19 protein-coding genes and 4 pseudogenes are annotated in these 22230 nt (G+C 38.8%); 5 read left to right on the top strand and 18 right to left on the bottom strand.

The annotated features are described in order from the left end of the window. Window positions 1–430: 430 nt before the first annotated feature. The 3 genes and pseudogenes from AC5YCI_RS15410 to AC5YCI_RS15400 all read right to left on the bottom strand — a co-directional run bounded on the left by AC5YCI_RS15410 (window position 431) and on the right by AC5YCI_RS15400 (window position 3535). Window positions 431–1288: pseudogene (locus AC5YCI_RS15410) on the bottom strand (IS982 family transposase). Between the two features lie 646 nt (window positions 1289–1934). Continuing rightward, entirely contained in the window at window positions 1935–3230 is a 1296-nt protein-coding gene (locus tag AC5YCI_RS15405) for an RNA-guided endonuclease InsQ/TnpB family protein (protein ID WP_496175864.1), read from the bottom strand. A gap of 167 nt (window positions 3231–3397) precedes the next feature. Beyond that, window positions 3398–3535 (bottom strand): hypothetical protein, encoded by a 138-nt coding sequence (locus tag AC5YCI_RS15400; RefSeq protein ID WP_164709213.1) that lies wholly within the window; start codon window positions 3533–3535, stop codon window positions 3398–3400. Between the two features lie 167 nt (window positions 3536–3702). Between AC5YCI_RS15400 and AC5YCI_RS15395 the strand changes: the two genes are divergently transcribed. From AC5YCI_RS15395 to AC5YCI_RS15385, 3 genes are read left to right on the top strand one after another with little or no spacing between them, the layout of a single operon-like run. After that, window positions 3703–4275, top strand: a complete 573-nt coding sequence (locus tag AC5YCI_RS15395) for a nuclear transport factor 2-like protein (protein ID WP_171407334.1) — start codon at window positions 3703–3705, stop codon at window positions 4273–4275. Further along, on the top strand, window positions 4251–4754 hold the full coding sequence (locus AC5YCI_RS15390) for a chalcone isomerase family protein (RefSeq protein WP_496175863.1): 504 nt from the start codon (window positions 4251–4253) through the stop codon (window positions 4752–4754). Before AC5YCI_RS15395 ends, AC5YCI_RS15390 begins: the two co-directional genes overlap by 25 nt. Window positions 4755–4757: 3 nt before the next feature. Continuing rightward, window positions 4758–5444: a response regulator transcription factor gene (locus AC5YCI_RS15385; RefSeq protein WP_496175862.1), complete on the top strand. Its 687-nt coding sequence runs from the start codon at window positions 4758–4760 to the stop codon at window positions 5442–5444. 3 nt (window positions 5445–5447) lie between these two features. Here the strand turns inward: AC5YCI_RS15385 and AC5YCI_RS15380 are convergent, their stop codons facing one another. The 8 genes and pseudogenes from AC5YCI_RS15380 to AC5YCI_RS15345 all read right to left on the bottom strand — a co-directional run bounded on the left by AC5YCI_RS15380 (window position 5448) and on the right by AC5YCI_RS15345 (window position 13944). Further along, entirely contained in the window at window positions 5448–6770 is a 1323-nt protein-coding gene (locus AC5YCI_RS15380; RefSeq protein WP_496175861.1) for a sensor histidine kinase, read from the bottom strand. Between the two features lie 34 nt (window positions 6771–6804). After that, window positions 6805–7854, bottom strand: a complete 1050-nt coding sequence (locus AC5YCI_RS15375) for an SAM-dependent methyltransferase (RefSeq protein ID WP_496175860.1) — start codon at window positions 7852–7854, stop codon at window positions 6805–6807. Between the two features lie 8 nt (window positions 7855–7862). Beyond that, window positions 7863–8642, bottom strand: coding sequence for a DUF1295 domain-containing protein (locus AC5YCI_RS15370; protein WP_122902371.1), 780 nt, complete (start codon window positions 8640–8642; stop codon window positions 7863–7865). Between the two features lie 27 nt (window positions 8643–8669). Continuing rightward, complete coding sequence (locus tag AC5YCI_RS15365; protein ID WP_496175859.1) at window positions 8670–9866, bottom strand: class I SAM-dependent methyltransferase; 1197 nt, start codon at window positions 9864–9866, stop codon at window positions 8670–8672. Next, window positions 9863–10654, bottom strand: a complete 792-nt coding sequence (locus AC5YCI_RS15360) for a DUF1365 domain-containing protein (RefSeq protein ID WP_496175865.1) — start codon at window positions 10652–10654, stop codon at window positions 9863–9865. The genes AC5YCI_RS15365 and AC5YCI_RS15360 overlap by 4 nt, the downstream gene beginning before the upstream one ends. A 9-nt stretch (window positions 10655–10663) precedes the next feature. Next, window positions 10664–11950: an NAD(P)/FAD-dependent oxidoreductase gene (locus tag AC5YCI_RS15355; RefSeq protein ID WP_496175858.1), complete on the bottom strand. Its 1287-nt coding sequence runs from the start codon at window positions 11948–11950 to the stop codon at window positions 10664–10666. Beyond that, on the bottom strand, window positions 11947–12933 hold the full coding sequence (locus AC5YCI_RS15350; protein WP_496175857.1) for an acyl-CoA desaturase: 987 nt from the start codon (window positions 12931–12933) through the stop codon (window positions 11947–11949). Before AC5YCI_RS15350 ends, AC5YCI_RS15355 begins: the two co-directional genes overlap by 4 nt. Window positions 12934–13084: 151 nt before the next feature. After that, window positions 13085–13944, bottom strand: a pseudogene (locus tag AC5YCI_RS15345) (transposase). 104 nt (window positions 13945–14048) lie between these two features. Here AC5YCI_RS15345 and AC5YCI_RS15340 point away from each other — a divergent pair. Next, window positions 14049–14213, top strand: coding sequence for a hypothetical protein (locus AC5YCI_RS15340; RefSeq protein WP_496175856.1), 165 nt, complete (start codon window positions 14049–14051; stop codon window positions 14211–14213). Between the two features lie 40 nt (window positions 14214–14253). Here the strand turns inward: AC5YCI_RS15340 and AC5YCI_RS15335 are convergent, their stop codons facing one another. The 7 genes and pseudogenes from AC5YCI_RS15335 to AC5YCI_RS15305 form a co-directional block, all read right to left on the bottom strand. Then, window positions 14254–14808 carry a lysozyme gene (locus tag AC5YCI_RS15335; RefSeq protein ID WP_496175855.1) on the bottom strand — a complete coding sequence of 185 codons (555 nt, stop codon included), beginning with the start codon at window positions 14806–14808 and terminating at the stop codon, window positions 14254–14256. Between the two features lie 705 nt (window positions 14809–15513). After that, window positions 15514–15984, bottom strand: a pseudogene (locus tag AC5YCI_RS15330) (IS3 family transposase); the annotation flags it as partial. A gap of 79 nt (window positions 15985–16063) precedes the next feature. Beyond that, window positions 16064–17305 (bottom strand): group II intron reverse transcriptase/maturase, encoded by a 1242-nt coding sequence (ltrA, locus tag AC5YCI_RS15325; protein WP_004826931.1) that lies wholly within the window; start codon window positions 17303–17305, stop codon window positions 16064–16066. Between the two features lie 513 nt (window positions 17306–17818). Beyond that, a pseudogene (locus AC5YCI_RS15320) lies at window positions 17819–18495 on the bottom strand (IS3 family transposase); the annotation flags it as partial. Window positions 18496–18763: 268 nt separating this feature from the next. Continuing rightward, window positions 18764–19237, bottom strand: a complete 474-nt coding sequence (locus AC5YCI_RS15315; protein WP_496175854.1) for an MEKHLA domain-containing protein — start codon at window positions 19235–19237, stop codon at window positions 18764–18766. Next, complete coding sequence (locus tag AC5YCI_RS15310; protein WP_496175853.1) at window positions 19234–20952, bottom strand: thiamine pyrophosphate-dependent enzyme; 1719 nt, start codon at window positions 20950–20952, stop codon at window positions 19234–19236. The genes AC5YCI_RS15315 and AC5YCI_RS15310 overlap by 4 nt, the downstream gene beginning before the upstream one ends. Before the next feature lie 313 nt (window positions 20953–21265). Continuing rightward, window positions 21266–21517 carry a hypothetical protein gene (locus AC5YCI_RS15305; RefSeq protein ID WP_496175852.1) on the bottom strand — a complete coding sequence of 84 codons (252 nt, stop codon included), beginning with the start codon at window positions 21515–21517 and terminating at the stop codon, window positions 21266–21268. 471 nt (window positions 21518–21988) lie between these two features. On the opposite strand from AC5YCI_RS15305, the gene AC5YCI_RS15300 reads away from it, so the two are divergent. Next, a partial coding sequence (locus tag AC5YCI_RS15300; protein WP_496175851.1) for a transposase occupies window positions 21989–22230 on the top strand: 242 nt, incomplete at its 3' end.

Genomic DNA, 22230 nt, shown 5'->3' with positions numbered 1-22230 from the left:
CAGCGTTCAATCTGAGCCATGATCAAACTCTTCAGTTTAAAATCAATAGTGCCTATAGGGCACCAATCTTGGCTCATCAATTACTGACAAAAAATTTGCTCAAATAAACTTCGAGAAATTCTTACCAGTTATCAATGAAAATATATTCGATTGATCAACCAGTAAAAATCCACACAAGTTGTTCTTCATAATCTCTTAATGATTTTCTTACTGATTCGTCACCAGTGAGCTAGGTCAGCCATAATACGCTTTTTTTAAATAACGTCAAGACGAAATTTAAAAAAATTTAAATTATCTGCCTCCTCCCCAAAATTATATTTTAATCAAGCAGACGATAGAATAGCTGGTCGGCTTTTCATTTCTCGAGTTCCTCTACAAGAATTCCTCTGTAAAATATATACATTAACCCGAATCATGGATAACCCTAGTTTCACATCGTTGTAAATTGGGGCTTATTCTGATGACAGATTTGATAAGCACAGAGTGATGCATAAATCCCTGCGAAATAACCTGAAATGGAACGATGGCGACTGCTTACTAGGTTGTATTGTTGCTTCAATAAGCTAAAGATCGTCTCTATTTTATTGCGTTGTCTCAGCATGATTTCATCCTCTGGTGATAATTCCACTCTTCGCATGTTCTTGCGATGATATGTAATCAATTCAACACCTTGCGCTCCTAGCTTATCTTTTAAAATCTCACTGATGTAGCCACGATCACCGAAGATCTTACCGATGTAACCTTGAGCGAGCTTCGGCAGAATCTTGATATCTGAAGTATGGCCATTCGAGAATTGGGTCTGAATAAATTGACCCTGAGCATCCACCAATACATGCAATTTGCATCCATAGAACCAACCCATTGAGCTTCTACCTCGTGTGGCAATTTGTTTTAAAGATTTATGACGTTGAATACGCTGATTTTTACATACAGGTAGAGTTGTAGAGTCAACCCAAGCACACGTTGTTTGAGCATTGGAAGCTAAAGAAATATGTAATGCTTGAAGTGCCAATTGATGTTGGTTGATCAAATAAACGATCCGTTGATAGGATGGTAATGCTTTAAAAAGCTTGGAGTAAAAGTGCTTTATCATTCCATAAAAGGATTTGAAATGATGAAGTTGAGAGTTTTTATACCAAACTGCGATAAAGATAATTTCAGATAAGCATAGAACACCTGATCGCTGTCTGATCTTCGGATTTTCTTATTTTAGATACTGCCAATAGACCGCTTCATTTTTTTGAAAAAAATCATCAATTGTGCAGAATAAAGTTGTAAACTCGAACATAGGATGGCTAGTTGAATGGTTTGTGTCGTAACTCACTTATCAACTCAGTTATCTTTTTTTTCAACTGAATTTCTTATGCATGATTCGGGTTACATTAGGTTGTGTCAGTCTGCTTAATTGCATGATTTAATGTTCATACAATAAGCCAACTACAGACTTTTGGATCACATGAGTAAAGTCTACCTCTATTTCAATTGGGCTAAATTCATGATTATAGCTAGATTTAAGTTTTAGACTATATTTAAAAAATTATAAGCTATTGATTATTAAAAATAAATTTATTTTTATATTGTGATTATAAGAAGATAGATAGCGATAAAATATACTTTCTTTTTGAATGAAATACTCGCAACTAAAGCAACGAATTTCTGAAACCAATTTAAGCCACCGCATTTGGTTATTTTTTAATCTGCTCTTACATATATAAAAAATATGCTAGCATACTTTTAAAACATAAAATTATGATTAAAATAAGCACAAAAAGATTATAATTATCTGTTTTTTAAAAAAAATTAAAAAAAATATCTTTGTCTAATAGTTATGCCTTGTAGCTTTCACTACAATTATTCCGCATTGACATACTCCCACCACTTTCGACTAGTTCCTTGCGAAACTCGTTTCTCAGGGATTCTAAAAGCAAATGCTCTTAGGCGACTTCCTTGCGGATTTCGCTTGCTTTCTGCTTCGTAGGGCGACCTTTACCGCATCCACCCTCCACAGACAAAACGGTATGTCCTACCGCCAAAATGTTGCGAGAAGCGTTTATATCCGCATTCTCGCTAAAGCTACACTCTACACAGCTAAATTTCGCCTGAGTGAGCCTGTTTTCTTTTGCAACGTGACCACATGAACTACAAGTCTGACTTGTATATTTAGGATCAACTTTAACGAGTAAACCACCTCGCCATTGTTGCTTATACTCCAACATACCAACAAGCATTGACCACCCTTGATCTAGGATTGATTTGTTTAAGCCTGATTTGGCTTTCACGTTCTTTCCTTTTTTCTCAATTGAGCCTTTTGCAGACTTCGACATATTGGCTACTTTTAAGTCCTCAACTACGATCATTGCGTGGTTTTTGCTGAGAGTTGTCGTGACTTTGTGCAAGTAGTCATGCCGAATATTGGCAATATGATGATGTAGCTTGTTAATTTTTAGGTTAAGTTTTTTCCAATTTTCACTGAATTTGGTTTTTTTCTTCAATTTGCGTTGAAGCCTAGCTATTTTTACTTGATTGGCTTTAAAACTATTGATCGGGTCAAATACCTGACCATCTGATGTTGTAATCAATTTCTTGATGCCAAGATCAACCCCAATGGCTGATTTTGATGGGTGAAGTGGCTGTTCGATTTCACGATTAATACAAAATGACACGTACCAAAGTCCACAAATTTTCTTAATGGTGATACTTGTAATTTTGCCAACAATTTCTTGTGATTTTTTAAACTTAATCCAACCTGTTTTTTTAGGCAGGGAAATACGATCTCCAATTACCTCACAGTCATTAAATGGCAGTCTAAAGGATTGCTCACCATCTGATTTTTTCTTAAATCGTGGCATAAGTGGTCTGAATTGAACCTCACCACCATCAGGCAATTTAAAGAATTTTGGTTTCTTCGCTTTAAAAGGTTTTTGCTTTAGCTTGGCTTGCTCTTTCGGATTAAAAAACTTATCCCACGCCTTAGCTAAATCTTTAATTTTTTGCTGTAGGCAAGCTGAATATGTTTGACCAAGAAAAGAAAATTCAGGTGTTTTTTTAAGAGGGAGTAATTTTTTTTCAATGGTTTCGTAGCGGATACGTTCATTTTTAGCGAACATTTCAAACGATTTAGCAAGAACTTGATTCCACACAAAACGAGCAGAACCTATTGCTTGATTAAGCAATATTTCCTGTTCTTTATTAGGCAAAAGCCTAAATTTATAGTGTTGCAAAATCTTCATTAAATCATTGTTTATAAAGGGATTGGTGTAAATAGATTATAGCAAATTAAAGCACTACAATAAAGATAATATTAGATTATTTATGGCTATCGCCACTCGCTTATATCCCCCACCTGACTGTCGGTGGGGGTCTTACGCTCGATCAAGATAAAATATCTTTTTTTAAATTATTTCTGCTCTTTTAGAGGTTGCTCGGGCTGTTGATTCGGCTTTTTCTCTGGTTTTACATTTTTATAAGATGACTGATCACCTTTATCATCATTAGACTCATGATGTGGTTTAACTTTTTCATTATCTTGGCTCATTATTTTAGACCTCTGTTTTTTTAAATTAGGTTTTTAACATAGCATATATGCTCAGCAATCAATGTGTGTCTTCGTAAAGTGATTGATATCAACATGACAAAAGTCTTCACGTTGTTTTCACAATCGGCTGTTTACAGTATTTTTTATTTGTACTACGAGTCGAAATCATGAAAATTTTAAAAACAATGCTGCTATGTAGCTTATCCATTCCGTTAATTGCATTAACTGGTTGTAAAAGCATTCCACCTTACTCAAATGAGTATGCACAAGCACGATTAGACACACAAGGTATCTCACTTGATCAAGAAAAAGCAGAGCAAATAGGTCAACGCTTTACACAAACTTTTAATCACCTTGGTACATCAGCATTTTTAACTCAAGCGAGTGCTTTATATGCGGATGAGCTGTTTATCAATGATACACTTTCACAATTTTCACAGCGTTCTAAGCTCCTTGAACATTTTACTGGGATGAATAAGCGTGTAAGTCATGCAAAGGTAGAATTACTTAATACATCCTATTCTCAGGATTCAGCTTATGTCCATTGGCATATGCGCTATGATCTGCATTTTTTTGGCACCAAAAGAACCATGAACTCTTTTGGAATCAGTGAAATTAAGATCAATAAAGATCACAAAATTATTTTCCAACAAGATTTCTGGGACCCAGCCAATGGCTTATATCGTTCTCTGCCTTATGTTTCAGGAGCATACGCATGGGTTCTACCATTCAAAAAATAATCTGTTCATCGCTTATTTTAGCCTTACCATTCCTGTCCATTGCACATGCGAAAAATCTAAAGCAATGTAGCCAAGCAAAATTATTGGTTGCTAAAAAACAGGTCGGAATAGCAAAATATTGGGCACAAAATTGTCAAGCGAATTGGCAGGGTCAAAATATGGCTTTAACTTTCCATTACAGCGAGAATATTCCAGAATGGGCATTTAAACGCGCTGCTCGTCATTTTTTAACTAAGAACATTCAAGATCAACAATTATTTGCCACGTTTGAACAGCTCACTGAGTCGTATCGGGCTGTCAAACCTGGAGATGAATATCGTTTAAATTATATACACCAGCAACACACTTTACAGCTGGAACTCAACCAAGCTCGATTAGGACAGATCCAACACCCCTCTGCTCAATACTATTTTTCGATTTGGTTAGGACAAGCCCCCTTTAGCATTCCATTGAAACAACAACTTTTGAAGTCATCTTAAGCTATGTCAAAACATTTTATCCTGATCGTAGAAGATCATTATGAGCTCGCCTCGACTTTATGTGAGTTTTTAGAAGAACATGATTTTGTTGTTGATCATGCAAGAAATTTAAATACTGCTCAACAACTACTAAAACAACAAAGTTACCATTTACTGTTACTGGATATTAATTTGCCCGATGGTTCAGGCTATCAGTTATGTGAATGGATTCGTACGGAAGCAGGATTAGACTTGCCTGTTTTAATGCTGACTGCTCGCGATACTTTAAATGATAAGTTACAAGGTTTTCAATCTGGTACAGACGATTACTTGGTAAAACCTTTCGATTTTAACGAGCTCATTGTACGTATCAAAGCCTTGATTCGTCGCTCACTGGGCGAGGTATCGCATAGCCGCCTTACTCTGCACGATCTGGTTTTAGATTCAGCTCATCAGCAGGTGATACGTGCAGATAAAAGTATTGATCTGCCACCTTTGCAATTTAAGTTACTCAAAATATTGATGCGCCAATCTCCTAAGGTGGTGAGCAAACAAGAAATTATGATGGCTCTTTGGGGCGACGAAGAGCCTGAGAGTGATGCACTACGGAGCCACATTTATAATCTCAGGAAAATGGTAGACAAACCATTTGATCAAAAACTCATTCATACCGTGTCTGGCGTGGGACTCAAAATGAGTATCGAGCCTTAAGCTTCAATTTAAGTACACGACGACAATTAAACCTGTTTCTGATGTTAAATCAATGTCTTGATGTGTGGATAAATAGTATTGACGATCAAAAAGTTCAACGCGCCAGCCTAACTGTTTACATAACTTTTGCACCAACTGCAGACCTATACCATGCCCTTTAATTTCAAGTTGTAGGTTACGGTCTGAGAGCGCTTGGACTTTCAAATCGTTAGCTAAAGCAATACCTACTCCATTGTCTGCAATTAATACTTTATTCTTCTGTAAAATGATATCAATCTCTGTACCTTGAGAGTAATTCAGGGCATTACGTAAAATATTACCAAATACCATTTTGGTCATAGAGCTGTAAAGTTTACGCGGTGCTTCATCCAAATCCTGATGCAAAGTAATATGCATTCCTTTATTTTGACTCACCTGTTCAAGTTCATCCATTAACTGTTGCAGTTGCTCAGAGAGCAACGCGGTTGTAGGGGCTAAGGTATTCGTGGTGTTACGTGCAATGGCCAGTAAAGTATCTACCAAGAGTTGCATATCCTCAATGGTATTATGCAAACGCGTAAATGACTTCGTTTGACCATAGCGTGCCTGACACAATTGAATATTGCCCTTTAAAATCGTCAATGGTGTGCGTAATTCATGACTCACATCACCCGTAAATTCACGTTCTCGTTGAATAAACTCACTCAACACTTGATGATATTTTTCAAGTGCCTGCTTTAAATATTCCGCTTCTAAATTTGAATGGGTATGAATATCACGAAATGGGGAGGCGCGATTACTGGCATGTTCCCAATCAATTTTCTCTAATGCATTCGCTAAACGATTAATCGGTGAAAAATAGCGTCTGGCACGGCGATTCCAAAACCACAACAGACTATAAAGCACAAAAAGACTCAGCATTAAGGGTGCTAAACCAAACAGCCACACCAGTTTATTCACGTTGCTTTCGCCAAAAACTAAAAGGACTTTTTGCCCAGCATTTTCTCCATAGACAGTCATACGTTCGCGACCATCAATAAAATAACGGTGCACGCCCGGCTGCAAATCTAAAGATTGAAAAGCCACGGGCGCAGTGCCCTCCCAGCGATAACCATATAAATTTTTAGTATCAGGCAGAGGTGCTAAGGGATCACGCGCCACGCGTTGCCAGTAATGGGACATTTCTTGTTCAAGTGCCGTTTTGAGTAGAGTTCCCTTAATCACCCAAGCGCTGCAGCTAATGCCGATCACTACAGACAGCGCAATCAGCCCGATTTGTAGCCAATAGTAACGATTAAATACCTCACCTAAGGGATGTTCACCTTTGTCCCTAAACAACCTTAACACTGATGCATCCCTCTGATGTTGCTTAAACAAGAAATTATACGACCTTCTTTTGAAATAAGAAGTGACCGATGACCCATTCACGACCTTGGTCATAACCAAATAGTTCAGCACAGGCCATAAAGAAGATACGCCAACGTTGCCACCAAATATCAGCATCTTCGCCATAGGTTGCGGCAAAAATAGGCGCGAGCTTAGCGTGATGTTGATCCATATTATTTAGCCAAGCATTGGCGGTATATTGATATTGTTTTCCAGACCATTGCCATTGCTTCTGCAAAGACAAATGTTGTTGAAAATGTAAAAAGGTAGAAGTAGATGGCATAAATCCGCCACTGAAGAAGTATTTCGACATCCAATCTAAATCATTCTTCACTTCAAAGGGGTAATGTAAGAAACGGTGACAGAAAATATGACACCATAAACGTCCATCTGGCTTTAACCAATGATTAATATTTTCAAATAATTTATGGTAATTACGGACATGCTCAAACATTTCTACAGACACCACACGATCAAAACACTGTTCTGCAAACGTTAAAACATTAACATCACAGGTGAGAACGTTGAGGTTGTGAAAGCCTTTTAAACGTGCTTGTTCTTCAATATAAATACGTTGTGTTACAGAGTTTGACACCACCGTGATATTTGCATTTGGATAATGCTCTGCCATATATAGACTAAATGATCCCCAACCACATCCGAGTTCAAGAATAGATTGCCCATCTTGTAACTCAGCACGTTGGCAATATGTGGCTAATGCTGCTTCCTCAGCTTGATCTAAACTTGTGGATGGATGTTCAAATAGACTGGCACTGTATTTTAGACGTTTTCCTAAAACCGCCTGAAAAAATTCGGTCGGTAACTCATAGTGCTGTTCATTGGCTTTTTGCGTTTCAACAGCAATCTCACTGTTTTTTAGCACCTGTAAAACATCATCATAACGTTGACTCGCCAAAACAGGATCAAAACGTCCTTCTTGCTTAAGTCGCTTTTTACTTAAAAGACGGATACCTGCGCGAATGATTGGATCAGGCAGTTGTCCTTTTTCTAACATATGTAGTGTTTTTTGCAAAATCATGTCCATAATTCGCCTTACTTTTTCGGGGGTAATGGAATAAAGATAGAAGTACGTCGTTGATAATCTCGGTAATCATCGCCGCGGTGTGCTAAAGCTTGTTGTTCACTAAATGGTATTCCGGTGATGTAATATAAAAACAACCACATGAGCACAGGATAAATCCAGAGCTCATAAAGCCCCACTGCCATCCCTAAAATCGGATAAGCAAACCAATGTAACCATTCAAAGAAATAATTAGGATGGCGGGAATAACGCCACAAACCTTGATCACAGGTTTTTCCTTGATGCGCGGGATTCGACTTAAAATGATATAGCTGCTGATCTGCCACTGTCTCGCCTATAAATGCAATCAGTATAATGACAGCAGCAATAGCTAAATAAATCGAGTGCGCTATTGACCACTGCTGAGCTGAAATACTGAGTAGCTCAAGCATTGGATAAGAAAACAGCATGACTAAAGCACTTTGAAATACAAAGAATAATAAGAAGCCTATGTGCTCAAAACGGCCTAAAGCACGGCGCATATTGGCATAGCGAGTGTCTTCCTGCGTTTCATTGGCATAGCGGCGTAATAAATGCCACGTTAAACGAGCAAACCACAACCCGCTGGCCACGCCAATAAATAGACGAATGTTCAGCGGTGCTGCATCCATGACCGTCGCAGCGATAATCACATTCAACGCAATATTGAAACTCCATGCCACATCGACCAGTCCTGCTCTACGGTTGTAACTCACCAGCACCCAGCAGCACAGCATGACAAATAAGTTGAATAAGAATAAATGGATCAGCATGGCCTTTGCTCCTATTCACAGTGGGATTTAATAAGGGTGTGCTTCTAATAAAAGATGCACATCACTAATCACACCTTCTTTAAATCCTCCTTCGCAATAACACAGATAAAAATCCCACATTCGGATAAAGCGCTCATCAAATCCCAATTGAAGCACTTGGTCACGTTGCTGCATGAAACGTTGCCGCCAGCAATGTAAAGTTTTGGCATAACTTTGCCCAATATCTTCCAAATGTTTGAGACGTAATTTTTGCTGTGATGCAGCATGGGTCATCACACTGATACATGGAATGAAACTGCCAGGGAAAATATAACGTTTAATATAGTCAACGGTATGCAAGGCTTTTTTATAACGAGCATCTTCAATCGTAATCGCCTGAATGAGCGCTAGACCATTGGGCTTTAAGAGTTCACGGCATTTATTGAAATATGTGGCTAAGTACTGCTCTCCCACTGCTTCAATCATTTCAATAGACACTAGCTTATCGTATTTACCTTCTAGTAAACGGTAATCTTGCAGTTTTACCGTGACGCGATGACTTAGACCGGCAGCATGAACACGCGCTAGCGCTTCATCATACTGTGCCTTTGAAATGGTAATCGTGGTGACCTGACAGCCATAATGCTGCGCCGCATAAATCGCAAAGCCACCCCAACCACTGCCAATTTCAACCAAATGATCCATTGGCTTCAATTGCAACTTTTGACAAATTATTTCTTTTTTATATTCAGAGGCTTGCTCTAAGCTCATGTTTGGTTCTTTAAAGACTGCACTTGAATACATCATACTTGGATCAAGAAACAGTTTAAAAAAATCATTACTCAAATCGTAATGCTCAGCAATATTTTTACGACTGCCTTGAATGGAATTTTTGCGTGACTTATACCAAGCCTTCAGCAGCACCTGACTCAGTTTTGCCACTGTATTTTGATTCATTCGATCAAGGACATCACGATTACGTGCCAGAATCTGGATGACAGTCACTAAGTCATCACTACTCCAATAACCGCAAATAAAGCCTTCCGCTGCACCCAAGACCCCTTGCTTAAAAATCAAGTCCATCAATCGCTGATCATGTACCACAATTGAAGCTTGTAAATCTGCAGGCTCACCCACAATACCTTGCCATTGCCCTGTAAAAATCAATTGTCCATGCTGAAGTTTTAAGAGATGGCGTAATACCAGGGGTAAGCTGTTGCTTTCTCTCATCAATATGCTTTTCATGAAGATCGTGTTCCTTTGTTTTTTTTCGGATGGCGGTAAAATGGAATTTTCTTTTTCCATAAATAAAATGCATTGAGATAAATACCACCGAGCATCCGAAATGGCTCAAACATTTTGAACACAGCATAACGATACTGTTGTGAAGGAGATGTGATGGGATTGAGGACATAATTCATACTTGCATCAAACTGCAAAACGCCGTGTTGAAATACCTGCATAAATACAACCTGTCTGTGCGCTGAAAAACTAAACCTCCAGCGATACTCTAAATCCATAGGCATAAAGGGTGAAACATGAAATACTTTAGAAAAGTTAAAACGATAACTTCGATACACGCCATGTTGCTTAAATCCTTCATGACATGAATGCACATAGACTTGGCGCTCATTCCAAGGTGTATTGGTAATTTCACTCAGAATAAATACCAAATTGCTTTGATCATAAACAAAATAGAACACCACAGAGTTAAAGCGAAATCCCAAACTGCGTGGTAAGGATAAAACCCGTATCGTATACTGCTGATCCAAGATATAACGCTTTTCTTGCCATAATATCTGCGCTACTTTCTCGCGAATTGAACCCTGTGCCTGTGTTAAAAAATCTTGCTCATTAATCTGCAAAATATTGAATCTTTTGACTGACCATAAATAACAAGCTGATTGATAACATTGTAGTTGATCTGGATCAAACCATAGATAAGTGAGCTTTGCATCAAAGGAATGCGCTTTAGGTAAATAACGACGATGACGGATATTCGCAGATGCTAATGCTAGCGGAGATATCGGCATATTCATGTTCTACGCGGCCTTTACTGAGCTTTGTAAAATTTGCTCGACAACCCAAGATGCACTACGTGCACCATCTTCGTGAAATCCCCATCCCCAATAAGCACCGCAATATGATGTCCGATGTTGGCCATTAATATCTTGCCAATGCTGCTGCGCTTCAATGGCAGCGGCATCAAATACAGGGTGACGATAATGACGCTCGATCCATATATGTTTGGCATCTAACGACATATTCGGATTCAGTGTGGCGAAAATAGGAGTTTTGCAATTTAAATTTTGCAATTGATTCATCCAGTAACTAAAACCGTAATGAATCCCACCGCGCTGAAATGGCGTCTGGTCCTGCACTAGGCTTGGCGTAACATGCACATGCCAACTCGCCCATTGCCGTTTGGACTTAGGCATAATACCTGTATCTGAGTGGACCACCATGCGATTATCTTGATAACGAAATTGACTTAATATCGCCTGTTCTTGTGGGGTAGGATCTTTGAGTAAAGCTAAACTATCATCGGCGTGGCTCGCAAAGACCACCCAATCAAATTGCTCTTGACCATGAACAGTTTCAATGAGCACGCCCTGCTCTGTTCTGCTTACTGCATGGACTGTCTGATAACAAAATTCAATGTTTTTTGCCTGTGTCTGGATAGCACGTACATAACTGGCTGAGCCACCTTGTACCGTCAGCCAAAGTGGACGATCTTTTAGCTGTAACATACGATGATGTTGAAAAAAACTGACTACAAATTTATAGGGAATATCCCCTGCCTGCTCGACAGGACAAGACCATAATGCACCACACATTGGATACAAATGCTCTTGTCGAAATGCCTCAGAATAGCCATGTTGATTTAAGTATTGTTCAATACTGAGCGATGTGCTGATATCCCTGACATCAATTTCTTTATTTTCAGCATAAAATCGCAATAAATCAGCTAACATGCTACGGAAATTTGACTTTAAAAAGTTCTGAGGTCGAAACAGTAAAGAAAACTTTTTAGAGGGATTGTATTGTAAACCAGTCACTTGATTATTGACTGAAAACCCCATATCACTGCTTTGTGTTTTTACACCTAACTCTTTGAGCATTGCACAGAACAGCGGATAATTGTGCTCATTAAAAATAATAAAACCACTGTCTATAGATATTTTCTCACCATGAATATTTAAACGATGAGTATCAGTATGACCACCTAAATAGTCATTCTTTTCAAATACAGTCACTTGATGATGTTTATTCAGCTGCCATGCAGCATACAGTCCAGAAATACCTGAACCAATAATTGCAATTTTCATAAAGATTCCTTGGATTGTATCTCTGATTGGGATGTTTGAGCTGGCTGTTTTGATCGTATGCGCTGGGCGATTTTACTGACTTGGTATACTTTGTCTGGAATAGGTTTAATCCCCCAGACTAAACCCAAGCATGACATCAACTTTAATACATAATAAGTCACGTCAATTTGCCACCAATAAAAACCTTGACGTGTACTACCTGCATAATAGTGATGATTATTATGCCAACCTTCTCCTAAGGTAATAATAGAAAGAAATAGGTTATTACGACTGTGATCATGGGTGTCAAAGTCACGCGTTCCATAATGATGCGCCAATGAATTAATACATAGAGTAGCGTGAGTGAGCAAAACAGTAGAGATCACGAACCCCCATACTAAGAGTTGAAACCCTGAAGTACTCAAACTAGGCCACATCATTGCCACAGCCTCGCCTAAAGCATAGATGCTCATCGCTGTGAGTAAAACGACAATAAGACTAAAGCGGTCAAGCCAGATCAATTCAGGATATTGCAGCCAGTCTTTAATGACTTCTTTACGCGTGGCAAAATTATATTCATTTAAAAACCAGCCGACATGACTATACCAAAAGCCATGTGTAGAAGAATGAGGGTCTTGTGCTGTATCTGTATGGCGATGATGGTATCGATGATGTGCTACCCACCATAATGGGCCACGCTGCGCACTCATTGTGCCCAAAAGTGCGAATATAAATTGAACTAAACGTGACGTCTGAAAGGTTTTATGCGAGAAATAACGATGAAAAAAAGCGGTAATTGCAAACATGCGTATCAGGTAAAAAACCAGCATGAAGACAACTGCAAACCATGATACACCCACCCAAAACACCCCTAAACAAGCAATATGCAGCAAGATAAAGGGTAAAATTCTAAGCCATTGGATTTTACGGTTTTCAGGATTGAGATTGAATGATGTCGTGCTCACCGACCAACTATCAATCCATCCCATTAAACTTTTTAACATGGACTTATCCTACACCGAACTAACTGTATTTATTCCGTTAAACCAGTGTATTTGGGGTAGTATGAATTTTATGTGAAGGCTTAAGTTTGGTTCTGAAATAAGTTTTGAAATAGCTGCATAATACGATCGAGAGTGATTTGGAGCATTGATCCTAGACAGTACCGTGGACAGTCGATCCCTCTAAATTCTTAAAATATTTCTGTTCAAAGGCTTTTGGGCTTAACCACCCGTTTGCGGAATGCCTTCTGACCCGATTGTAATAAATCCCAATATAGGTCCAGCATCATACATAAATACAACCGACCTTCTTTGGTACGGATATAAATAATTTCCGTTGTCCAAACCTTATTAAGTTCAATGACTGTAAATTGGTGATCTAACAGATTTGGTGCTGTAGGCAAACGATGATTTGAATCTGTCGTATGCCTGTATTTACGCGAAATACTGCTACGTAAACTAAGCTTTTTCAGTATTCTTCCAACGGTTCATTGGCTCATACTGTAACCTAAATCATGCATGTCATATACCAATGAAGGTGCACCCAATCGTGCATGATTCTGCCAATATACGGCTTTTAAGTCATTATATTTCTGCGCTGTATTGGCCTTGGGTTTTCGCTAGGCAAATAGCCTGAAGTGCTAACACGCGGGCATTTACAGGCAGAAGATACAGTAACTCCATTCACAGCCAGATCTTGAATTACCGTGTACTTTTCTTAGCATGATCTATCAGAAAGTACACATGCGCTTTTTTTAAGATGTCATTGGCTTCCCTGAGCTGTTTGACTTCTTTCTCTAATTTTAAAATCCGCTATTGTTCTGGTGAAAGTTGGCGTTTGCTTGAACCCGCCGGATTGGTTTCACGAACCCATTTATCCAATGTTGAATAACCAACACCTAATTTCTGGGCGATTACAGCTAAAAATTCGTGCGAGTTTGAAAGTGCATAATCAATCGTTTGCTGTTTAGATTCAGGACTTAAGTAGCACTGCTGCGCAAGATAGCCCCTCAATATATCTCCAAAGATTAAAGTTAGGTTATCTTTAGAGAGACATACTGTCCATTATTTTGGCTAGGAACATACTTCCGATGCTTAAATAACCAGTATATAACTCTATGATTCGTTGGGAGGTATATGAAAATATGCCAATATATGACACGGCTAATGTAAAAAAGGCATTAGGTAAGGATTTAACTTCTCCTACTCTTGATGAAAAGACATTGCATAAATATTTAAATTATTGGCTAAATAGCGGTTTTATTGAGAAAAGACCAAACTAACTCTAGATCATGAGAGCCCTCCCTCAAGGGCTTTTCATTACTAACTTAAAAACAAAGAACGTTCAGCAGCACGGCGATTCACCAAACCGTTTAGCATTTTCCCTCTACTTTTATTCCATACTAAGAATTGGTCTGTAGCTCCTCTATAATCACTAGCGTTCAACTTCTTAAGTAATGTTGAATCTTTAAAGGCACTCGAGCCAATGTTGTAAGCCAGAGAAACTAACGCATCAAATTGATTTTGATTAAGCGGCACATTTACTAATTCATTCACACACTTTTCAAAACGTCTTAAATCGTGGGCTTTATATTGCAACGCTTGTTCTTTGGTACAAGTATCACCTTTCTTTACGGGCTGGCCATTTGGATAGACTGTCGTACCCAAACCAATAGTCCAAAATTTTGCTGGACATAAATAAGCAGTCAGTTTCAAACCCTCAAAACTCGCGATTAGCTTTGTGCCATCAGTGCTGATTGTTTTTGTGGAATCTTCTGCTACACCAATTTCATTGAATGCCCGATCAAATACATCGACTTGTGATTGAGAAAGTTTGCCTAATACACCACGAATTAGATCAAAAATTTGTTTCTTCATTTCACACCCTAACCAGTCGCACGACGTTTCAACCAAAACTTAACGAGTGTACTTCCTAAAATACTCAATTCAGATAGAGTCCCTACTAAGGAATTTACATTTGGGATGTGTATTGCACCAGCAATAGTAGAAGTCACTGCGCCCAAGATAGTTTGCCTCACAGTTAAATGCCATGTTAACTTTTCATCTAATATAGTAATAGATTCGCACACCCAATTAACGTGCCAATTACTATCATAACGTGAAAGAGGACTCCACCCGACAGTCAGGGTGGAGTTAAATTTCACAGGTTTTAACCTTGTTGGTTTTGAATAACTACCACGTAAATTTAAAAATTCATTCCGCATCCTTTTAATTTTTTACTAATAAAATGCTTTTAGGATAAAAAATCTCCAGCTAAGGAGGCCTTTTATAGTTTCAATTATTAGTAATATTTACAAATAATTAGAAAAATATCTTCCCATTAACAATAATCAATCTCACTAATAATAAGAAAATCACTATTAATTAACAATAGAAATATAATGACACATTAAAACTACATTATTTCCATTAATATGACATAAAGTCTTCTCACTTTATCTTTTAAGTGAAATATGGATTAATTATGAACCCTTTAGCTAAACTATTTTCTGCAGTTGCTTTAACTTCTCTCGCTACTTTATCTATGGCTCAACCAGTTCAATCTGAATAGCCACCAAAATTCTAGACACACGTAACCATCTTTTGATGGGCCTTTTCATAATCTAATGGAGAACGCTGACCATTGGAACCATGCCTGCGTTTTGTATTGTAGAACATCTCAATATATTCAAAGATATCAGACCTAGCCTCAGTTCTTGATGCATATATTTTCTTTTTGATCCTCTCGCGTTTTAACAGTTGAAAAAAGCTCTCGGCAACAGCATTGTCATGGCAATTTCCTCGTCTACTCATACTACTTTCAAGATTATGATGCTTGAGAAATGTCTGCCATTCATGACTGGTGTATTGGCTGCCTTGGTCAGAATGGATCAGCACTTTGTTCTTTGGATTCCTTCGCCACAAAGCCATCAGTAGTGCATCTAAAACTAGATCTGTTGTGATTCTAGATTTCATTGACCAGCCAACAACAAGACGTGAAAACAAGTCAATCACAACTGCAAGATATAACCATCCTTCATGAGTACGGACATAAGGGTGAGTAGACCAAGGGAATCTCACCCTTAGCCCCTCGCAGAACCGGACATGAACCTCTCAGCTCATCCGGCTCCCATTATCCAACCGATGGTAAACATCCCATTTTCCAGTGCACAAAGGCATTTGGAAAATCACGCGCAAGTCGCCCTAAGGCATATCTAGCCCGTCTTTTATGACGGGCCAAGTTTTTATACTTACGCCTCATCCAGCGTATAAGATAGGCATTCATGTGTTGCCAGATCGCTGACATTGCTGAACCATGGAATCGACCATAGTATTGCTGCCAACCTTGAAGAATAGGATTGAATATTGCAGATAAATCACTTAATTCGCGATTACACATCAGATGTAGATGCCATTTCCGAATAGTCTGTCGCATTGCTTTAAGTGCATCACGACTGACTGCAGGAGAGAAATTTACATAAACTCTTTTATACTTGTCCACAGCCTTACGGGGCCTAAACGTGTACCCGAGAAAAGTAAATTGAACATCGGGATATGCTTTACGACGATTAATATCTTGGCAATAAACAATCTTTGTCTTGTCTGGATGCAATTCGAGACCACATTCACGAAATCGTGCATCGATCTTTTGTAAAACAAGTTTGGCTTGAGATAAACTCCGACAATGAATTACGCCATCATCTGCATAACGGCAGAACCGTACACTTTGAAGATGTTTCGTAATCCACATATCAAAAGCATAATGCATAAATAAATTCGCCAATAAAGGACTCACAACACCACCTTGTGGTGTGCCGCGATTCCTTTCTAAAAGATGGCCATTTATGTGTTGCATTGGTGCTTTTAACCAACGTTGCACATATAAAAGAATCCATGGAATTTCACAGTGTTTCTTGAGTGCACGCATTAGTAAATCATGGTCGATGTTATCAAAGAGACCTTTGATATCAAATTCCACAACCCAGTCATAATCCCAACTTCGTCTCCTCACTATCGCAATTGCATCATGGGCAGAACGCCCCGGACGATATCCATATGAGTTTGGATGAAATAATGGATCAATTTTCGGCTCTAATAAGAGCTTAACTGCTGTTTGCGCGACTCGATCTGCAACTGTTGGAATACCTAGTATACGCACGCCACCTGACTTCTTTGGAATCGGAACAGCCTTAACTGGCGGTGGAAAATAACTGCCAGAACAAAGTCGATTCCATAGTTTGTATAGGTTGTTCTTTAAATGCTTTTCGAATTGCTCAATAGATTCATGATCAACGCCTGGAGCGCCACCATTCTCTTTGACTTTTTTAAATGCCTCCCAGATTAACGCTTTAGGAATATTAAATGGTTTGGTCATAAAGTTTTGCTCCTCCTGCTTGCACAGTTGACAAATCCGTAGACCTGGATAATGCAACCCCTTCGCTCCATTACCATTACAGTAACTTCAACACTACTACGAGTTGCTCCGCCCCTTGGTGACGCATTGCTATTATCAGCCTTGCCTTTTGAGCTTGTGCCTTTCGCTTGACATCGCCACCGAAGGTTCCCGCAGTTCAACGTAAGAGCCTGAATTAGGATCGCGCTGCCTCTACGCCGGACACCGAATGGCCCGTAAGCAGGTAACGGCCAAACTAATCGCGGGGTAACTTCCATCCCCGGTTTTGATGTCATTTGAGTACTTTCGACACTTGAACGGCAGTTCACTGTTGTTCGCCTTCCTAATTCTTACCTGACATCTCTACGATGCCTTTTCCATAACGCTCACGACCGGGACTTTTGATCCAAGCCGCTTATGGTGGTTTGCTACCTGCTCCTGCAAGCCGATAGCGAGGGGCCATACCCTCATCTCTTACGCCGCTTGCTGCGGCACACTGATGTCAGTCACCCACAGTTGATTGGGATGAGTTGGATTAAACTGTCGGTCTAAAGTGTTTGCGGCAATGACAGATGGCGTACCAGCATGAGCTCTAGGTTTACGATAGCCACGCTGCGATTTAAGACCATTCGCCTTCATGAGTCGATGTACTCGATTAATCCCACAACTTTCGCCAACATCTTTCAAATCACAGTGAATCTTGCGATAGCCGTAAACCCCACCAGATTCCAGCCAGAATTGTTTAATCAATCCTGAAAGCTGTTGCCGTTTCTTGGCAGTTTTACTGGTAGGTTGCTTTAGCCATGCATAGTAACCACTGTGATGAACATCCAGAGCTGAACATAAACGACGGATAGGCCATATGTTCTGATTGTCCTGAATAAAAGCGTACCTCATTTGGACTGGCTTGCGAAGTACACCGCGGCCTTTTTTAGAATATCCCTTTCTTCAGTGACCCTTTGCAGCTCTTTTTTTAATTTCGCTAATTCTGTACTTGGATCACTAGATTCTATTGTTTTTGGTTGCTGTGGATCATAACGTTTAATCCAAGCATACAGACTATGAGTGGTGGTTCCTAAACGTGCAGCAACTTCAGCCACACTATGACCTTTCTCAGTGACTTGTTTTACTGCTTCAATTTTGAATTCTTCAGGGTATCGTTTACTGCTCATAAGCACCTCGTTAATTAGCCATTTTATCTAACTAAAGGGTGTCTACAAAATCGGTGGCTATTCAATCTCCTGCTGAAGCGCCAGCATCTGAAGCTGCCGCTTCTGAAGCTCAAACCCCGGTTCAATCTCCAGCAAGCGAAGCTGCTGCAGAGACTCCAGCTGCTCAATAATTAACTTTCCAGAGTTATACACCCACCATCTTAGGTGGGTTTTCTTGTTTATTGCTAGTTAAGCAACTCGTGAGACGAATCTCACGAATTATAAAGATTTATTTTTTCAGTGAGACGTTAAACCATTGAGGTAGTGATTGCTCTTTCCAAAATAAAGCGGCTTGTGCGATTTCATGGTCTTTTTCGTCTGTAACAGTCCACACAATGCCATGATGAATATTAAAAAAGCTACCGTCTTTTTTTACGCGTGGACCAGTATAATTCATAGCAATGCCATTCTTTTTGACTACATCAAGCAACCAAGCTCGCTCTTTTCGATCTATTTCTGATGCACTAAATCGAGAGTGTAATTGAGTGATTTCATCAAATGAGTAGCCAAAAGACTCTAATGCCGTTAAGTTTGCGTAAATGAATTTAGGATCTATCTCTGTATTATGAGCGAGTAAGCTATAACTTGAGTTCTCATGAACCCAAGTTAAGTGGTTTTGTTGAGTCTCAGGTGTTGGTAAATGTTGACCAGTATATTCTTTGAAGCTTTGGTCAATATATCTAAGTAGCTCATAGTTGTTCATAGATTATGTACTCGTGGATTAATACCTAGAATTTGATTAGGGTCAACAGTCACTTCAATAAGTAGAGACTGATTAGATTCCAGAGTACTATCAAGTAGATCTTCAAGATTAGATAAGTCAACATTTAACTTATTTGACCTCCATCCACACGCTTCGGCTAGCTTACAGTAATCAATTGGCTTAACTTCAGAATGCCAATATTCAGTTGGTATGTCAGGAAGAATAGTATGTAATCCTTGATCTACAATTGAAAACTTTGAATTATTCAAAACAAATAAAGTGATTCCAAGATCGGCGGCTTCGGCTAATGAACCTGCAAATAATTTAAAGCATCCATCGCCTGTAAAAGCAAACACGTTCTTATCCGGTGTTGCGATTTTTGCACCAATTGCAGCACCTAATACATATCCCATCGCCGAACCGCGATATAAGGAATAAAAATCAATGTTGTCATTTGGTCGTTGAGTAACATACTGACGATCTTTATACGCTAAGCATACATCGCTAAAAGCAATTGAGTTTTTTGGCCACCATGTATTGAGACGTTGATAAAAATGCTCCATATGAGTAAAACCTTGATCTGGAGCCGAAATGATCCGGGTATTTAAATTCTCAGGTGCCACAGGTGCAGGTATATTCTCCAAGTTACTCTGATCTGCTAGTAAATCGTGGATGAAAGAATCTAAAGGGTAGTTCAATTGGCTATATTTGCCTTGAGCTCTGTGCTGTAAAGAACCTTGGACTTGGCCATATGCATTTTTGATATTTGTACAATAAAAAGTATGATCTGCTGAGAAATTCTGTAGATTGACAGTGTATTCATCTGGACAAGCACCAAGAACCAAGAGTACGTCTTCTGCTCCAAGTTGATTGAAATGATTATTAGCTAAATCATTACCCCCAAAACCTAGATATCCGTATCCATACTTATTGTTTTCACTAACTGAATTGGCTCCATTCATGCTCCAAATTATATAAGGTTTGAGCTTTTCACTCATTTGAGACAGTAGGTTCTTAGAGTCTGGATACAGATTCATTTCCTCTCCTACTAATACAGTGAGTTTTTTGCCTTTTACAGCATTGAGTAACTTAGCTAAAAAATCGTATTGAGCAGTTTCATCGCTAGATGTAGTTATAGCAATGGGAGCATGAGTCTTTCTTTCATATGCAGTTGCTTGTATAAGCGCTGAATGATTTAAGACGAGTACAACAGGTTTATGCTCTTTTAATGCTAATTCAGCTCTCGCCAATTGTTCATAAATCTCGTTTTCACGATTAAACACAAACACACTATCAGGACATTCAGCATAAAGTTGTTCAATAACATTAGAGCCGAAGATGGATGAATCTTGTAAAGATGCTTGACCATCTAGAGTGGTGTCATAAGCTGGCACTATATAGATGCTTGGGATGTCATGTAATTTAGCATCGCTTAACCCACACATAATAAGTCTTGTTGCTGCTCCAAGGGTCGAGACACTGGCCGCAATTTTCTTATTCGTCAAGTAGTATCCCAATGGTGCAAAACCAGCTGTGTATTCACCGATAGTGAACAAGTTAGCTTCATCTGAAGTAGAATAAGGGGCGATGTGTTTTAAAAAATGTACTACACCTCCTCCTGTAATACCGAAAAATTGAGTAACTTCGAGCTTTTTAAAAAAGTTAAATAAAACTTCATAACCATTTGTTTCTTTATTGAAAGATTTCAAATGCATCTTGACCTCGGCTCTTTAGTTTTCATTAATTATTACTTAATGCAAGAAACGTGCTTTTTTTGGCTTAAATAATAATAAATAATTGAATTATTGAATAAAATAATTGTTAACTATTTTTTTTGTAAAGAGGGGAATCTTCCCCCCTGCACTAATTAATCAATATTTAAGATATATTAACTTCTAATATTTAAAGAAATATGAATTTATTACACGAAGAGTTTGGTCGGATAGTTTTTTAGACAGCTTAATTCAAAGATATAATCTTCTTTTTAGAAAAAAGAAAGTTATCCATAGGAGCTTAAAACCTTCTGATTCATGCCACCACCTGTTTTAATTCATCGGCAAGATCACTGAGCATCACAATCAGATCCTCACTATAGTCTTTAGGTGCATATTGGACGTACTGACGCATTTCCTCGTTGTACCAGTACAAGTTTCCATCCATTACATGTCCATACGCCTTGAAATCGGGCAAGTAGCAATTGGCATCCTTAGCTGTGGTGCAGACCTTACTCAGGATCAGCTCAGCAAATCCTTGACTGCCCACACGTTGAATTAAACTCATGCTTATTCTCCTAAGTTACCCTGAAACCCCACGGCCCGCAGGTAATCTGCTCATTGAATGACTTGATTTGAGTCTTTTAGTTTTTCAGTCATGCGTAATAAAATTATTTTTGCGTCTCACCAATCTCTGCATAATGCGACGCGAAGTTGTCATCAACACAGATTTTGCTTGCAAATATAATATAAAGAACATTGGATTCAAGTAATTCCTATACACCTATCTAAAAGTTGTATTTAAAAATCACATAGAACCAATGCTTATCCTGAGCTCACGGGCAAGTAACAACCCTCTTTTCATGAAATTATATGCAACAATGCTGACATTGGAATTAACTTTCCATTTAGCTAAAACAACTCAAAATCTCTTGCAAAGCTCTATACTAAATTATTGATTTTTATCAGTACCACATGCACCATAGTTATGAACCGTACCGGGTTTGTCGGAGAGTCAATATTCTGAGAGACTATCCCTATGACAAAATTAAAATACACCCCTGAAATCAGAGAAAGAGCGGTTCAACTTGTGATTGAATCTGAAAAAGATTATCCATCGAATTGGGCTGCAATCACAGCTATTGCACCTAAGATTGGTTGTACTCCTGAAACATTGCGTGTTTGGCATCAGAAGCATTTGAATCAACAGAATCCAGTCAAAGTACAGCAGCTTTCAGACCAGGAACGCATTAAACAACTTGAACGCGAAAATAAAGAACT

Source organism: Acinetobacter sp. CY17, assembly GCF_059515825.1.
The sequence above is the reverse complement of the archived record's forward strand: the minus strand, read 5'-3'. Positions and strand labels throughout refer to the sequence as shown.

Excerpts from the sequence above, each read along its gene's own strand:
- AC5YCI_RS15390 (WP_496175863.1), top strand. The coding sequence starts at position 4,251 with ATGGGTTCTACCATTCAAAAAATAATCTGTTCATCGCTTATTTTAGCC.
- AC5YCI_RS15305 (WP_496175852.1), bottom strand. The coding sequence starts at position 21,517 with ATGAGTTTAATTCAACGTGTGGGCAGTCAAGGATTTGCTGAGCTGATC.
- AC5YCI_RS15360 (WP_496175865.1), bottom strand. The coding sequence starts at position 10,654 with ATGCCGATATCTCCGCTAGCATTAGCATCTGCGAATATCCGTCATCGT.
- AC5YCI_RS15400 (WP_164709213.1), bottom strand. The coding sequence starts at position 3,535 with ATGAGCCAAGATAATGAAAAAGTTAAACCACATCATGAGTCTAATGAT.
- AC5YCI_RS15340 (WP_496175856.1), top strand. The coding sequence starts at position 14,049 with ATGATTCGTTGGGAGGTATATGAAAATATGCCAATATATGACACGGCT.
- AC5YCI_RS15385 (WP_496175862.1), top strand. The coding sequence starts at position 4,758 with ATGTCAAAACATTTTATCCTGATCGTAGAAGATCATTATGAGCTCGCC.
- AC5YCI_RS15365 (WP_496175859.1), bottom strand. The coding sequence starts at position 9,866 with ATGAAAAGCATATTGATGAGAGAAAGCAACAGCTTACCCCTGGTATTA.
- AC5YCI_RS15355 (WP_496175858.1), bottom strand. The coding sequence starts at position 11,950 with ATGAAAATTGCAATTATTGGTTCAGGTATTTCTGGACTGTATGCTGCA.
- AC5YCI_RS15370 (WP_122902371.1), bottom strand. The coding sequence starts at position 8,642 with ATGCTGATCCATTTATTCTTATTCAACTTATTTGTCATGCTGTGCTGC.
- AC5YCI_RS15310 (WP_496175853.1), bottom strand. The coding sequence starts at position 20,952 with ATGCATTTGAAATCTTTCAATAAAGAAACAAATGGTTATGAAGTTTTA.
- AC5YCI_RS15350 (WP_496175857.1), bottom strand. The coding sequence starts at position 12,933 with ATGTTAAAAAGTTTAATGGGATGGATTGATAGTTGGTCGGTGAGCACG.
- AC5YCI_RS15335 (WP_496175855.1), bottom strand. The coding sequence starts at position 14,808 with ATGAAGAAACAAATTTTTGATCTAATTCGTGGTGTATTAGGCAAACTT.
- AC5YCI_RS15315 (WP_496175854.1), bottom strand. The coding sequence starts at position 19,237 with ATGAACAACTATGAGCTACTTAGATATATTGACCAAAGCTTCAAAGAA.
- ltrA (WP_004826931.1), bottom strand. The coding sequence starts at position 17,305 with ATGACCAAACCATTTAATATTCCTAAAGCGTTAATCTGGGAGGCATTT.
- AC5YCI_RS15375 (WP_496175860.1), bottom strand. The coding sequence starts at position 7,854 with ATGGACATGATTTTGCAAAAAACACTACATATGTTAGAAAAAGGACAA.
- AC5YCI_RS15395 (WP_171407334.1), top strand. The coding sequence starts at position 3,703 with ATGAAAATTTTAAAAACAATGCTGCTATGTAGCTTATCCATTCCGTTA.
- AC5YCI_RS15405 (WP_496175864.1), bottom strand. The coding sequence starts at position 3,230 with ATGAAGATTTTGCAACACTATAAATTTAGGCTTTTGCCTAATAAAGAA.